Source organism: Sporosarcina sp. FSL W8-0480, from assembly GCF_037963765.1.
Lineage (GTDB): Bacteria > Bacillota > Bacilli > Bacillales_A > Planococcaceae > Sporosarcina.
Genome location: NZ_CP150166.1, coordinates 768,350 through 782,918 on the forward strand (window position 1 = coordinate 768,350; position 14,569 = coordinate 782,918).

The following is a 14,569-nucleotide window of genomic DNA, read 5'->3' on the forward strand; positions in this document are numbered from 1 at the left end:
AAGAAGGAAAGGGGAGAAATGTATGGGCTTTGAAATAAGAGCAATACAACCAACAGATTTCAATGATTTAGTCGAATTGATGAGTGAATTAGGTTACCCCACCACACTTGAAGAATTAACGAAACGATTAGAGTTACTACTAAGTCATGAAGATTACGAAGCATTAGTGGTTGTTAAGAACAATCGAGTTATAGGTTTTGCAGGGGTGTGCAAGGCACTTGCTTTCGAATTTACAGGTACATATATACGTATTATTGCATTTGTTGTAAGTTTTAGAGAACGCAGGCAAGGAATTGGAACAATGCTATTAAAGGCTTGTGAAGATTGGGCAATTCAACAAGGAGCAGTAGCTATAACTTTAAATAGTGGTAATAGAGAAGAACGGCAACCGGCACATACTTTCTATACCAATAATGGCTATGTAGGTAAAAGCACGGGATTTACAAAAGGTATAATTTGAATCAGAATCGTCCGTAGTCGGTCGTGATAGCTTCATAAAGATATACCAATGTAGACAATGAATAATGGGGGATACTATGTTTTATAGAAGAAAGTTTTATACGGTGAAAAAAGAGTTTGTTGAGAACTTTAATGAACATTTTAATAAAACCAACTTGCCTAACCAGCTTAAATACGGTTCTCGATTAATCGGTCGTTGGATGAAAGAGAATGAAGACGATACTGTCGAGGTTTTTGCTATTTGGGAATATGACAGCTATGAGGACTATTTGAAAATCGAAACCCGAATAAGAAATGATTACGCTCATGTGGAGCGTGTTAAAGACTGTTATGCAAAGAATGGTGGTCGAGACTACGTATTAAAGAAATACATATTAGAGGTTAAAAATGAAATATTAACATCAACTGTAGAAGAGAACGTATAAGGTTATGTTTAACCAATAACTCTGCATTGCATAGGAGAGTGGAAATGATACAGTCTTTTATATTCGACATGGACGGCACACTTTTTCAAACAGATAGAATCCTAAAATTAGCGCTCGATGATACGTTTGAACACTTACGATCAATGAATAAATGGGATAGCGCTACACCTATTGAGAAGTATCGGGAGATAATGGGTGTTCCGTTGCCAAAAGTATGGGAAACATTGATGCCCAATCATTCAATGAAAGAAAGGGAGCTCACGGATGCGTATTTCCTTGAAAGGTTACTTGAAAATATAAGAAATGGGAACGGTGCTTTATATCCGGGTGTCAAGGAACTCTTCGGTTATTTGAAAGAGAATCAATGTTCGATCTACATAGCGAGCAATGGGTTAGTTGATTACCTTGAAGCTATAGTGAGCTATTATTGTTTAGATCGTTGGGTTACTGAAACATTTAGTATTGAACAAATTGACTCATTGAATAAAGTGGATCTCGTCCGTAGTATTGTAAAGAAATATGGTATTACAAAAGGGGCAGTGGTGGGTGATCGGATTTCAGATATCAATGCAGCTAAAGAGAACGGGTTATTTGCAATAGGTTGTAACTTCGATTTTGCCAGGGAAGATGAAATGGCTCAAGCTGATATAGTAATCGATGGCTTGCTTGAGTTAAAAACAATGATAGGCATGAAAAGTTAACAATTATTGGAGTGAAAATAAATGATAGTACTAAGTTATAAACCGTTAATAGAGGGAGAAAATGTTCGCCTAAGACCATTTAAGACTGAGGACTTCCCTTTCATAGAGGAGTGCTTGAAGGATCCGGAAGTACTTAAACTGACAGGAAGCACAACAGATTTTGACTGGGATTTCATTCGCAATTGGTACGAAACAAGGAATGATCAAACGGATCGCTTGGATCTTGCGATTGTTGATCCTGCCCAAGACGTCTTAGTGGGAGAAGCGGTAATCAATTTATATTATGAAGAAAATCATAGCATGAATTTCAGAATCCTGATTGGGCCGAGGGGAAGAAATCGGGGACTTGGGACGGAGGCTACTCACCTTATTGTTGATTACATATTTGGAAATACGACGCTTCACGAACTGACCTTAAGTGTGTTTGACTTTAATCCAAGGGCGAGGCATGTTTATGAAAAGGTTGGTTTTGTGCCTGTAAGCGTTGATAAAAATGATCTGGAGTACGAAGGGGAATGGATCGACTCGATTAATATGAAATTGACAAGGGAAAATTGGCAGGGACTCAACAATATTCGCCATCTGAAAAGGTGAGTCGGTGATAAAGTGGGCTAAGTCGGTGATAACCACATGAGAGTCGGTGATAAACCCTCGAAAGTCGGTGGTAAACAGCCGAGAGTCGGTGATAACTCCCGTAAGACTGTGAAAACGTATCTGCCCGAAGATGCGGCTCGCTATTCTTGGGATGCAGTATGATAAACTGTAGAAAATTGTCATGATAGGGCGATAGTTGATGAAATTTAGAAGGGGAGTGAGTAACGATGGACGGACGTAATCGAAGCGATGTAAAACCTGGATTAAAAGTTGCTGTCATTCTTAAAAAAAATCAGCGTACAGGAGTTAAAACGGAAGGAGTCGTAAAGGATTTATTGACCAATTCAAGCTTCCATCCGCATGGTATAAAAGTTCGACTAACAGACGGGCAAATCGGAAGGGTCAGCGATATTTTAGAGTGAAATTTGTCGTCTGAAATTAATCTCGTACAAAGAAGCCGGTTCCACTTCCAAAGCGAGTACTCGCGCGTCCAAAGAAGCCGATTTCACGTCCAAAGCAGGAACCAATTACTGCTGATTAGAAGTTTTATAACATTCGCCGAATGGATCATTCCATTCGGCATTTTTTATTTCCAGCTCATCAACCAATAGTTTCCAAAATATTGTATACTGTTTGAAAGAGAGGGCTACAAAAAAAGGGGGGAACCACCTTGAAAACGTTTTGGGGGATATTGTCGGTTTTATTCATATGGGCTTTAATTTTTCCAATTGCCGGGCTTGCTGCGTTTTTTCTATATGTTTCAAATCAGGGATATTTTGTACCTCTTGTCATCGCGGCGTACCTATCATTTGGAGCAATACTTGTCATGGTACGTTTTGAACTGTTCAAGTATAAAAAGTATTTCTGGATTGGCACGGCTGCTCTTATCGCCATCTCGCTTGTTTTCACAATTCCAAGTGTCTATGAGAAAACACGGCCGACAATTACGGATGGTCAGGTTAATCTCACTGATTATCAGCCATTTGAAAAGGGAACAAAGGCTGTTTGGATGGAGAAGCCGGCATCATTGAAAATTGAAGATGATTTACCAATAATCGACGGTGCAACAGCACTATATCCGATTTACGCCGCATTCGCACAATCTGTTTATCCGGAAAAGGAATACCAGCCTTATGACAGCGAAGTAATGTCCAATCGGACTGGTGCTGCTTATACGAACTTGATAAACGGGGATGTGGATATCATTTTCGCATTGGGACCATCTACAACACAACTGAATCAGGCGGAAAGTGCAGGTAAGGAATTGAAGCTGACACCGATTGGGAAAGAGGCATTTGTTTTCTTCGTAAATTCCAAAAATCCTGTGAAGAGTTTGACGGAGGATGAAATCAAAGGGATCTATTCCGGGAAGATCACAAATTGGAAAGACGTCGGTGGAAAAGACGATGAAATCCGCGCATTCCAACGTCCTGAAAATAGCGGAAGTCAAACCGCCTTGCAAAGCTTCATGGGGCTGACTCCAATTATGAAGCCCCCGACTGAGGATGTCATGTCGCTTATGGGAACTATAATCGGTGAAGTGTCCGACTATAAAAATCATAAGAACGCGATCGGGTATACGTTCAGGTACTACTCGACACAAATGGTGAAAAATAATAAGATCCGCCTGCTGAGCGTGAATGGTGTCGAACCGACAGTGGAAACAATCCGTTCAGGTGAATATCCGATTACAAGTGAATTCTATGCAGTAACAGCGGGCAGCGATAATCCGCATGTTGAAGCGTTCATTGAGTGGATATTGTCGGATGAAGGGCAAGAAATAGTGGAGAAGACGGGATATGTACCTGTCGGAAAGTGATGATGAATGAGGGAGAGTTGAACATGAATTTTACTGTCACATTGGGAATTAAATATCCAATCATCCAAGCCCCGATGGGAGGTGTGACGACTCCGCGATTCGTGGCGGCTGCTGCGGAGGTGGGAATCCTTGGTTCCATCGGGGCAGGTTATCTTTCCGGAGAGGCGACAAGGGTATTCATCGAGGAAGTGAGAAAGCTAACGGATAAACCAATTGCCGTCAATCTATTCGTGCCTAACGATGTGGAAATGGATCAAGAACTTATGCGCCAGGCATATCTTGGCTTGCAATCGGTCGGCAAGAAGCTTGGCATGCCTTTTTGGAGAGCACCTTTGTCGGAACCTTCTTTTCACGAGCAAATCGAAGTCATTATTGAGAAACGCGTTGAAATTTGTTCATTTACATTTGGATTGCCTGACGAGGAAGTAATTCGTAAACTCAAAAAGCAAGATATCTATTTAATAGGCACAGCAACGACGGTGGAGGAAGCAGTGATGGCTGAAAAAGTAGGCATGGATGCGGTTGTGGTTCAAGGTAAGGAAGCAGGAGGTCATCGAGGGTCATTCCTTTGTGAAAAGCTTGTTCCGCTTGATGAATTATTACGTACAGCAGTAGAAGTTGTAAGCATTCCAGTGATTGCAGCTGGCGGGATAGCGAACAAAAAGCAAATGGATACTCAACTTCTTCGCGGTGCAGCAGCCGTCCAAATCGGCACAGCATTTCTTGCGACAGAAGAAAGTGGAGCACATCCCCTTTACAAACAAGCAGTCTTAGATGCAACTGAAAACAATACTGTCCTGACAAAGTCTTTTTCAGGAAAATCAGCAAGAGGTATCAGAAATCAGTTTATCGATATGATGAATGGTGTACCAATTGCTCCGTATCCATATCAAAATGATTTGACGAAAAAAATCCGAACTGAAGCGGCGGCTAAAGGTCGTCCTGAATTCATGTCTTTATGGGCGGGGGAAAGTGTGCATGAAACAGTTAGTGGAACGGTCATGGAAATTGTAGAGAAATTCATTAACTAAAAAAGAGGCGTGAGAACGCCTCTTTTTACATATACCATAATAATTCATACTTCATTTTCTTACCCTTTTCACTTTCCTGTTCGACGACGTTCCAAATTCCGTTCTCTTTCAGCACTTTATAATAGAAATTTGTCCCGTCGGCTCTTTTGAAAAGGATAAAACCTTCATTATCTCTAACGAACGTCACTGGATCAATGACGTTTTTGTATGGGGGTTGTATTTCGGGGCTCAGGATATTAATGATAATTTCCTCCGCGATATGCGCAAGAGAATCATACTCATTGTTCTTTTCCGCTTTGTAACGTAACTGGTTGTAGTTATATTGTTCGTATGGCAATAAGTTTAAGCGGAACGATTTTTTAATATCAATTATTACTTCTTTATAAAATTGCTTTACGCTCTTTTCTTCCTCATCGCCAACGTGGGAAAACTCTAAAAGCTGAGCCCCTTTTGAATTAAGGCCAAACTTCAATGTCTCGTTGCCATAAGGCGGATTCTCCGAAGTTTCGAATGTTTTCACGCGAACCTCCACGACGAAGGCAAATTCGCCTTCCTTTTCCCTCTTGACGGCAACTACTTCCGCATCATGCAACTTGTAAGGTTTATCGTATCCATAATGATCGATAATTCCTTGTGCTATAAAAGGCTGAAGTGTGACCAACAATGCATCTTCAAGGGATTCAAGGTTAGCAATCGGCTCGTTTGCTTTCGGTACAAGAGGTTGGAGGAGAGTTGTCAGTACAAGAAAAAAGCTTAAGAAGTAAAATCTTTTCAATCTAAATTCCTCCTTGTCCTATTTTAAACTTAGCGTTTCCATTGTGAATAAAACAATACGCTATTGAAAACAGGTATTAGCAGATTATCGAAGTTACGTTATAATGGAAAAAATGAAAAATCCGTATCGGGGGATCATATGAAGAAATACATCGGTGAAATCGGGTTAATCCTAACTGCAATAATTTGGGGAAGTGGGTTCGTTGGAAGTGCGGTGGCACTCGATACATATACTCCGTATCAAATTTTGGCTGGGAGATTTTTAATTGGTGCTGTTTTACTATGCGCCGTTTTTTATAAGAAATTAAAATTCATCTCCAAAAGTGCACTAATCAAAGGAGCAATATTGGGGGTGTTTTTGTATATCGCATTTGCGTTGCAAACTGTCGGACTTCAATTCACAACACCATCAAAAAACGCATTTTTAACAGCTGTGAACGTTGTTGTCGTACCGTTTATTGGGCTTGCGATTTATAAAAAGAAGCTTGATGCTTTTGAATTGACGGGCGCTTTCCTCGCAATGTTCGGAGTGGCAGTTTTATCGCTTCAATGGTCGGCTGGGGTGAATTTTGGTGACTTTCTATCGTTCTGTTGCGCAATCGCATTCGCATTCCATATTTTTTACACAGCACAATTTGTGAGGCAGGAAAATCCAATCGATTTAACGATTGTTCAAATGACGACAGCTACTGTCATTGGGATCATAGTCGTTTTAGTGAAGGGCGAAATGGCGTTCAGCATGCAGCCTGGAGGATTGACGTCTTTATTATATTTAGGTGTTTTCTCGACAACAATTGCGTTTTTATTGCAGACAGTTTCTCAGAAGTTTATCACGGAAACGAAAGCGGCGATTATCCTATCTACTGAATCCTTATGGGGAATGGTCTTCTCTGTCATTTTGTTAAGTGAGATAGTTACAGTTAAGATGGGCATCGGGGCGGTTTTGATACTTGCCGCAATCATCTTATCGGAAACGAAATTAAGTTTTTTGAATAGAAAAAAAGCAGGTTTAATTAAAATTGAACCTAAGTAAGGATGGGGTGGGGTTGTGTACAGTGTTCGGGAAAGAGATGAATGTTTCTCAAGAATCATCGAGGAATTTCAATCGAATAATTTGATTGAAGGGGTTGTCCAGTTGGGCTCTGGAGTGAAGGGGTACAATGATGCATACTCCGACATTGACTTAATGGTGTCTACTTATAGAACGGAAGACGTAAATGACGCGAAACAAGCAATTTATGAGATTCTTACAAAGTTCAATCCTGTTTATATTAAGGAAAAGCAATTTACACAACAAATCTTCCTATTCATTGTGTTCATGGAAGACTCACTGGAACTAAATATTTCTGTTTTGCCAAGTACGTTGTTGAATGTAAAATCGCCTTTGTGGAAGGTCGTTGTTGATAAAAGCGGAGAAGTTTTTAAGAAAATGCAAGCTGAAAATGAGGCGTTTCAAAATAAGCCAGTCCCATATGAGGTGAATATTGATATTCCGTTTGAATTCGCTTATTGTGCATTAAATATAAAGAAAGAGTTGAAGAGAAGTAATCTTATCTACGGATTGAAGATGCTTGAGAATATGAGAGAGTATGTTTTACTTGTTCAGGCGATGAATGAAAAAAAGAAATTACATCAATTTAAAGCGTATGACAGTTTGGATCCTTCATTCATTAGTGCGTATCTTTCCACTTATCCAGATGAGGTGACGGTTGATAAATTGATAACCTCGGCTGATCAGCTAAAAGTACTTTTTGTGGATACTGTCGAGAAAAACCCTTCCATAATGATGGATGAAAGGTTATTTGAATTGTTAAAATAAAATTGCAAGGAAAGATCGAGGGAATTGATCAATTATTAAACAAAGGGGAGAAAGAAATGGAAACACGTATTGAGGAAAGCAAAGGGTTTACAGTTAGAGGGTATGAGGTAATGGGGCCAGTATCCGCAATCCCGGCGGAATGGGATCGGTTAATTAAGGAAATTAACGAGAAAAATGTTGTTGTGGAAGAATCATTCGGTGTTTGCTTGAAAATGGAGAACGATATCATCCATTATATTGCGGGACTAAAAGAAGAGTTAACGGAAGGATTCCCGGACACGAAAGAAGTAGTCATTCCAGCAGGCAAGTTCATCGTTGCGACGGTAGAGGGTGGTATTCCGGGAATCCCGGCTGCGTATGATTACATCATTCAATTGGAAGGCATTAAACTACGGGATTGCTATGATTTCGAACGCTACGTGCATCCGGCTGGCGTTTCGGAGGATGTTATTGAGATTTGGATGCCGATTGAGTAAGTAATTTCAAAGGGGATAGAACTGATGGAGACGCGAATTGAACATGTTGAACAATTCACTGTAAAAGGATATGAAATGCACGGGCCGGTTACTCATATTCCGAAGCTATGGGATGAATTGAACAGGGTTATTCAGGAAAAGGGTGCTTCGCCTGAAGAGTCCTTTGGAATTACGTTAGGTATGGATAACGGAAACTTCCACTACTTGGCGGGGATTAGATCCGATTTTGCGGAAGGGTTTTCGGATACGAAGGAATTTTTGATTCCATCCGGTAAATTTATTGTTGCAAAGGTCGAAGGTGGAGTGGAAGATATACCTGCTGTATTTAATGCGTTGCTGCGTAATCCAGATGTAAAATTTAGACATAGTTATGGGTTTGAACGATATATCCATCCTGTGGGAACAGAAGGGTACGAGATAGAAGTTTGGGTGGCGATTGAGTAAGTAGATCTGGCTGCTTTTAGCCGGGTCTTTTTTTATTTGGTCCCCAAATCTGAATCCAAATGGTTTCCGTAACGTAGAAATGAATATAGGTGGTTTTGTATGGATTAATTTGGGGGTGAATACATGTGGGTTGTGATATTTCCAATAGTCATCATATTGCTTTTATTGAATGTGGTTTATTGTCTAATTAAGATTAGCAATCAACTAAAACTAATTTCGGATCATTTCAATGTGAAAGAAAAAGAAGCGGTAATCGTTACAATTAGTGACGAAGAAATTGAAAAAGAATTAGAAGACGAGTTTTTGATGAAGTAAAAGCAGCATGTGACAGGGGTGGCAGCATGAAAGAAATATACAGGAAGACATCGATTGTCAGTTTCATAGGTGGAACAGGATTGACCCTTTATTGTATTCTCTATTATTTCATATGGTATGAAGGATTTACCGTAAATGGGGATGTATTGGTTGAATTAGGGATAATTGGAGTGTTTTCACTTGGGGCAGGGGTTTATTTCAAAAAAGCGTACGAAAAAATGATAGACCAACCTATAGTCAACAGTGAACTAAATATGGAAAACGTTGAGGAACTAATTCTTAAGCGAGTGCCATCCCTGCTTCCCAAGTTGTACAATGTCGATCATAATGGACAACCGCTGTTTCAAATAAAACCTACAAAAGGACAGTTTCGTAATGGTCTGCTTCTATTCCAATCATTTGAAAAAGGGATGTTTTTTCCGGTGAACTATGACATTGCAGCGTTGGACGGCAGTATCATGGCGACCTTTCAACTCAAAAACAATGTAAAACAATTTACATTAACATTAAAGAAGACCGATGGCACGGTCATAGGGCGATACATCCAGCAACTATCCAAATCAGCAATGAAAAACAGGGGAACACTTTATCATGCAGATGGCTCAGTTTGGCGGCAACTTGAAGCGAAAAACATGGCTGGCGATATCGATGTGATAGATGAGGAAGGTAGTCGAGCAGCTTCCTATCGCTTTGGATTGTTTCCTTACGCAACACTTCCTGCATTCCAAAGTACTGCCCACCATGAACATGTTCGTTTTGGGACACAGATCTCAAACGTAGAAAAGCTTGCTTACACCATGATTTTCTTTTTTTGGTTGGAAGGGTAAGGGAAATAAAAAACCACCAAGTTATGGTGGAGGAAAGTCTATTAACTCTGTATAAGCAGCAAGATAATCGAAGACAGAGATAGACATGCACTTGCTAAAAATAAAAACGCCAATACTTGCTTTGGATTCAGTCCGGCACGCAACAGACGATAGTGGATTTGGCTAGCGTCTGCTTGATAGATCGACTTGCCTTGCACATAACGTCTAACTATGACAAATAGGTTATCGAAGATTGGCACACCCAAAGCCAAAATAGGAATAAACAATGATAGAACGGTAGCCTGTTTAAAGGCACCATCCAAGGCGATGACTGCAAGGATGAACCCAAGAAAACTGGCACCTGCATCTCCCATAAATACCTTTGCGGGCGGTTTATTAAAGCGTAAATAGGCAGCGGTGATACCGACTAAAACAATGGCCATCATGGCGGAATTCGACTGACCTTTCGTTAAAGCGACAATAAAAAGGGTAACAGCAGATATCGCGACAAGCCCTCCTGCAAGTCCATCCATACCATCGGAGAAATTAATGACGGTCGTCACTCCGAATATCCAAAGAATCGTTAATATAAACTGAAGTATAAACGGCAGAGATACATATTCACCCGAGAGTGGGTTTACGAAACCGTTAAATGTGATACCTGAAGCAAAAACTAAAATTGCGGCAGATACTTGCACAATGAATTTGGGAAGTGCCGGAAAATCCTTTCCTTTCGTTTTGAACCAATCATCAATCGTTCCAATGGTTAATAACAATACCCCTCCTCCAAAAAGTGCACCGGTTTCCCAAGTTATCTCTTTAGTGAAAAGCAGATAAACAAGAAAGAAACCAATAAAAAGGGCATAGCTTGCTGTCAGCGGAATCGGTTCACGGTGTAATTTACGTTCGACATTTTCCTGTGGCTTGTCCACAAAGTCAAGATGGAAAGCAAGCTTTCGCAATGGGGGAATTAAACCATATACAACTAAAAACGATGCCAAAAATGCCAATATGTAAAAGATCTTTCTCACCACCATATTAATAGTTGTCTATTATTATACGGAATTTTACTAATATTGTCGATATATGTCTATGTATATATATGGACGTATTACTGTAAGTAAAGTTTCCTCACAATTATAATTGACTCTCACGTTACGTCATGCTTTATAGTCAGTAGTGAAGGGAGGCGGGAACTATGAAAGTTAAGGAAGTGGCTGATTTGACCGGTGTGAGTGTGCGCACGCTCCACCATTATGATGAAATCGGTTTGCTTGTCCCGGACAACGTTACAGAGGCGGGATATCGGGTTTATTCGGATGAAAACTTGACTACCCTCCAACAAATCTTATTCTTTCGTGAAGTGGGCTTCCCTTTGAAGAAAATAAAGGAACTACTTAAAAGTCCGTCATTCAATCGGTTGGAGGCATTCGAGCTGCAACGTGAAATGCTGCTTGCAAAGCGTCAACAATTGGAAGTGATGATTGCGACAATCGACAAAACGCTACAAGCGGAGAAAGGAGAAATGATAATGACGAACGAAGAGAAATTTAAAGGGTTTGACTTTAGTTCAAATCCATATGAGCAGGAAGCGCGGGATCGATGGGGAGATGAAGCGGTTGACAAGGCGAACAAAAATGTTTCCTATTTCGGTGAGAAAGAACAGCAGGAGATGAACCGAATTTACTCCAATTTGGCGGCACTGCGTGGTACAGATCCAGCTTCAGCAGAGGCGCAGGCAGCAATTGCAGATTGGTACACATTTTTAAATAAAATCGCTCACTACTCATTGGAGGCATTTGCCGGATTAGGTGAAATGTATGTCGCAGATGAGCGATTCATGAAGAATATTGACCAATTCGGGGAAGGTTTGGCTGTATTCATGCGAGACGCTATGAAAGTCTATGCGGAAAAAAATTGACTGATATAAATGCCGTAGGAAGCTATTCTTACGGCGTTTTTATTTTTTTAAAAAAACAAGAGATTGTTTCCACGATAAGTAGTATAATAGGGAAACCACTAACAGGTCAGCAGTCAATTATCTCACATCATTTGCGTTTAAGGATTGAAAATCTTTAGTGTTATGAAACTCCAAGTGGGGTTCAAACGTATAATAGATATAGATAAGCATAACTGTCCGCCAAGCATCATGCCTACAACTTAAGTCTTAGAATGTTTCCTCCTGCAGACGGTTTAGCTTCCGGAAAAAATTGTACATACTTGTAGACAGAGATGAGTTAGGGGTTGGGGAGATGGAAAAAACAATTTATATTGTACTTACTGACACCGGCACGTTACTGTCAAAGGCGATCGGAATGTATACGAGGAAAGATTTAAATCATGCCTCAATCGCTTTTGATGAGGAACTGACGGAAATATATAGCTTCGGACGGAAACAGCAATACAATCCATTTATCGGTGGATTTGTACGAGAAAATGTAGCGGAGGGCATTTTTCAAGATGCCGATTGCGCTGTGTATCGGTGTGAAGTTTCTGATGAAGCATACTCACGAATTCGCGAGAAAATACTTCAATTCGAATTGAACCAAAGCATATATAAATATAATTTTATAGGGTTGTTCGGCGTTGCTTTGAATAAAGAGATACGTCGTGAACGAGCATTTTTCTGTTCGCAATTCGTAGCGACAGTTATGCAGGAAAGTGAAATGCATCGTCTTTTGACAACGCCTTGCCTAACAATGCCACATCATTTGACATGCATACCTCATTTGGAGTTAGTTTACGAAGGTGCCCTTCAAACTTATTTAGAACAAGTTAGAGAGCCTCAAGCGGAACGACCAATACGCATGGGACTTATAAAAAGTTTGGCGTTTAGACTACTTGCTTAATGAAAGCTTTTCCATTACGGGAAGCTTTTTTTAGGTTTTAATGCGATAATGAAAAAAAGACGAATAAAGGATGACACGATGACGAAAACAATAGATGTACAAGTAAATGCACAAAGTATAGCGGCGTTTAAGAAGGGATATCCACTTATATTAAAGGATGCTGTGGTGAATCCGGAAGTGCTGAAAGAGGAAGGCACGCTCATCCGCTTAATCGATAAATACCGTAAGTTTGTCGCGAAAGGCTATTATGGCAATCAAAACAAAGGTATCGGATGGGTATTGACGAGGGATGACAATGAGGAGATTGACTTTGAATTTTTCGAATCAAGGATCTCAGGAGCCCTTTCACGCCGAGAGTCTTTTTTCGAAGATAGCGAGACGACCGCATTCCGTGTCTTCAATGGTGAAGGCGATGGGATCGGCGGATTGACAATCGATTATTTTGACGGCTTTTACATGGTCAGCTGGTATAGTGAAGGCATCTACTCGATGAAGCATCACGTTTATGGAGTTTTGGACAAACTTGTGGACTACAAGGCAATCTATGAGAAAAAGCGATTCGATACGAAAGGCCAATACATCGAGCAGGATGATTTCGTGAAGGGTACGCCTGGAGATTTCCCAATCATTGTAAAAGAAAATGGCATGAACTTTGCTGTTGATTTGAATGATGGGGCTATGACGGGCATTTTCCTCGATCAGCGAGATGTGAGGAAAGCGTTGCGCGACAAATATTCAGACGGCAAGCATGTGCTGAATACATTTTCGTATACAGGTGCGTTTTCGGTTGCTGCAGCTCTCGGTGGTGCACGTGAGACGACGAGCGTCGATTTGGCAAAGCGCAGTTTGCCGAAGACAATTGAGCAGTTCAGCGTGAATGGCATTGATTATGAAGCGCAAAACATTAAAGTGATGGACGTGTTTGATTATTTCCGTTACGCGAAACGCCACGAGCTGAAATTTGACGTCGTCGTTCTCGACCCGCCAAGTTTTGCACGTTCGAAGAAATATACATTCAGCACAGCAAAGGATTATCCGGCGCTGCTTGAAGATGCTATTGCTATTACGGAAAAGAACGGCATCATCGTTGCTTCAACGAATAACGCAAGCTTCAGCATGAAGAAGTTCAAGTCGTTTATCGATAAAGGATTTGCGGATGCCGGTTCACGGTATAAAATTCTTGAGGAATCCTCATTGCCAAAAGATTTCCGTACAAACCGCGACTTCCCGGAATTTAACTATTTAAAGGTTGTCATCTTACAGAAGCTGAAATAAGGAACTGGACGCCACCTCCTGTACGGGGGTGGTTTTTTGTTAAGATTGCAATTACCGAAAGAAAAAAGTTCAATAGATAGAAAGAGAGAAGGGGGAGTGCGGATGATTGAGGCGGTTTTGCATGGTGCAATCTTGGCCCTCGGGTTGATAATCCCGTTGGGGGCTCAAAATGTGTTTGTGTTCAATCAGGGGGCATTGCAACCGAGGTTGGTGAAGGCACTGCCTGTGGTCGTTACTGCAGGGATTTGCGATACGATATTAATCGTGGCGGCCGTTTCGGGCGTCTCGTTACTCATTTTGACGTTCCAGTGGCTGGAAACAATTATTTTTGCAGTAGGAATCTTGTTTTTAATCTTCATCGGAATTTCCCTTTGGCGGAGTGCCCCATCCGCGGCAATAGCGGAAGAGGAACGATTTTCTCCCAAAAAGCAAATCATGTTCGCTGCATCGGTATCCTTATTGAACCCTCATGCAATCCTTGATACGATCGGCGTCATCGGTTCGAACGCGTTAAGTTATTCAGGGGAGACTCGAGTTGCGTTCACGTTGACGACAATCATCATTTCATGGTGTTGGTTTTTCGGGCTCGCACTTGCAGGAAGGCTGCTTGGCAAGATGGATACAAGAGGGAAATTCATTGGCTTGTTGAATAAAATCTCCGCTTTCGTCGTATGGGGAGTTGCGGTGTATATGGCATTCCGGATATGGGGCAAGTTTTTTTGAATATATCTATTGAATCGGTAAATTTATCTATCGAATGCTGTAAGTTATCTATCGAATCC

General features: G+C 40.9%; 19 protein-coding genes and 1 pseudogene. 18 read left to right on the plus strand and 2 right to left on the minus strand.

The annotated features are described in order from the left end of the window. The first annotated feature begins 22 nt into the window (after nt 1-22). The 8 genes and pseudogenes from NSQ43_RS04020 (at nt 23) to NSQ43_RS04055 (ending at nt 5,029) form a co-directional block, all read left to right on the plus strand. Nucleotides 23-460 carry a GNAT family N-acetyltransferase gene (locus tag NSQ43_RS04020; RefSeq protein ID WP_339253221.1) on the plus strand — a complete coding sequence of 146 codons (438 nt, stop codon included), beginning with the start codon at nt 23-25 and terminating at the stop codon, nt 458-460. A gap of 76 nt (nt 461-536) precedes the next feature. Continuing rightward, a complete protein-coding gene (locus NSQ43_RS04025) occupies nt 537-884 on the plus strand; it encodes an NIPSNAP family protein (RefSeq protein WP_339253223.1) in 348 nt (115 codons plus the stop codon). Nucleotides 885-925: 41 nt separating this feature from the next. Beyond that, nucleotides 926-1,585, plus strand: a pseudogene (locus tag NSQ43_RS04030) (HAD hydrolase-like protein); the annotation flags it as partial. A gap of 21 nt (nt 1,586-1,606) precedes the next feature. Continuing rightward, complete coding sequence (locus NSQ43_RS04035) at nt 1,607-2,179, plus strand: GNAT family protein (protein WP_339253225.1); 573 nt, start codon at nt 1,607-1,609, stop codon at nt 2,177-2,179. 36 nt (nt 2,180-2,215) lie between these two features. After that, nucleotides 2,216-2,341 (plus strand): hypothetical protein, encoded by a 126-nt coding sequence (locus tag NSQ43_RS04040; protein ID WP_339253227.1) that lies wholly within the window; start codon nt 2,216-2,218, stop codon nt 2,339-2,341. 65 nt (nt 2,342-2,406) lie between these two features. Continuing rightward, nucleotides 2,407-2,601 (plus strand): YwbE family protein, encoded by a 195-nt coding sequence (locus NSQ43_RS04045; RefSeq protein ID WP_339253229.1) that lies wholly within the window; start codon nt 2,407-2,409, stop codon nt 2,599-2,601. A gap of 248 nt (nt 2,602-2,849) precedes the next feature. Then, entirely contained in the window at nt 2,850-3,998 is a 1,149-nt protein-coding gene (locus NSQ43_RS04050; protein ID WP_339253230.1) for a substrate-binding domain-containing protein, read from the plus strand. Between the two features lie 23 nt (nt 3,999-4,021). After that, entirely contained in the window at nt 4,022-5,029 is a 1,008-nt protein-coding gene (locus tag NSQ43_RS04055) for a nitronate monooxygenase (RefSeq protein WP_339253232.1), read from the plus strand. Between the two features lie 25 nt (nt 5,030-5,054). On the opposite strand, the gene NSQ43_RS04060 is transcribed toward NSQ43_RS04055, so the two are convergent. Further along, nucleotides 5,055-5,804, minus strand: a complete 750-nt coding sequence (locus NSQ43_RS04060) for a DUF3888 domain-containing protein (protein ID WP_339253234.1) — start codon at nt 5,802-5,804, stop codon at nt 5,055-5,057. Nucleotides 5,805-5,942: 138 nt separating this feature from the next. Here NSQ43_RS04060 and NSQ43_RS04065 point away from each other — a divergent pair, with 138 nt between their 5' ends. From NSQ43_RS04065 to NSQ43_RS04090, 6 genes are all read left to right on the plus strand, one after another. Next, entirely contained in the window at nt 5,943-6,836 is an 894-nt protein-coding gene (locus NSQ43_RS04065) for a DMT family transporter (RefSeq protein ID WP_339253236.1), read from the plus strand. A 15-nt stretch (nt 6,837-6,851) separates the two neighbouring features. Next, nucleotides 6,852-7,622, plus strand: coding sequence for an aminoglycoside 6-adenylyltransferase (locus NSQ43_RS04070; RefSeq protein WP_339253238.1), 771 nt, complete (start codon nt 6,852-6,854; stop codon nt 7,620-7,622). A gap of 56 nt (nt 7,623-7,678) precedes the next feature. Further along, the gene (locus NSQ43_RS04075) at nt 7,679-8,098 is read left to right on the plus strand and encodes a GyrI-like domain-containing protein (protein WP_339253240.1); all 420 of its coding nucleotides are present in this window, start codon (nt 7,679-7,681) and stop codon (nt 8,096-8,098) included. 24 nt (nt 8,099-8,122) lie between these two features. Continuing rightward, complete coding sequence (locus tag NSQ43_RS04080) at nt 8,123-8,542, plus strand: GyrI-like domain-containing protein (RefSeq protein ID WP_339253241.1); 420 nt, start codon at nt 8,123-8,125, stop codon at nt 8,540-8,542. Nucleotides 8,543-8,665: 123 nt separating this feature from the next. Further along, the gene (locus NSQ43_RS04085) at nt 8,666-8,857 is read left to right on the plus strand and encodes a hypothetical protein (protein WP_339253243.1); all 192 of its coding nucleotides are present in this window, start codon (nt 8,666-8,668) and stop codon (nt 8,855-8,857) included. 26 nt (nt 8,858-8,883) lie between these two features. Beyond that, entirely contained in the window at nt 8,884-9,684 is an 801-nt protein-coding gene (locus NSQ43_RS04090; protein WP_339253245.1) for a hypothetical protein, read from the plus strand. A 41-nt stretch (nt 9,685-9,725) separates the two neighbouring features. Here NSQ43_RS04090 and NSQ43_RS04095 read toward each other — a convergent pair whose 3' ends face one another. Beyond that, nucleotides 9,726-10,700, minus strand: a complete 975-nt coding sequence (locus NSQ43_RS04095; RefSeq protein ID WP_339253247.1) for an MraY family glycosyltransferase — start codon at nt 10,698-10,700, stop codon at nt 9,726-9,728. Nucleotides 10,701-10,861: 161 nt separating this feature from the next. Here NSQ43_RS04095 and NSQ43_RS04100 point away from each other — a divergent pair, with 161 nt between their 5' ends. The 4 genes from NSQ43_RS04100 (at nt 10,862) to NSQ43_RS04115 (ending at nt 14,510) form a co-directional block, all read left to right on the plus strand. Next, nucleotides 10,862-11,584 carry a MerR family transcriptional regulator gene (locus NSQ43_RS04100; RefSeq protein WP_339253249.1) on the plus strand — a complete coding sequence of 241 codons (723 nt, stop codon included), beginning with the start codon at nt 10,862-10,864 and terminating at the stop codon, nt 11,582-11,584. Nucleotides 11,585-11,915: 331 nt separating this feature from the next. After that, a complete protein-coding gene (locus NSQ43_RS04105) occupies nt 11,916-12,512 on the plus strand; it encodes a hypothetical protein (protein WP_339253251.1) in 597 nt (198 codons plus the stop codon). Between the two features lie 78 nt (nt 12,513-12,590). After that, entirely contained in the window at nt 12,591-13,787 is a 1,197-nt protein-coding gene (locus NSQ43_RS04110) for a class I SAM-dependent rRNA methyltransferase (protein ID WP_339253253.1), read from the plus strand. Between the two features lie 102 nt (nt 13,788-13,889). Then, entirely contained in the window at nt 13,890-14,510 is a 621-nt protein-coding gene (locus tag NSQ43_RS04115; RefSeq protein ID WP_339254788.1) for a LysE/ArgO family amino acid transporter, read from the plus strand. Nucleotides 14,511-14,569: the final 59 nt, after the last annotated feature.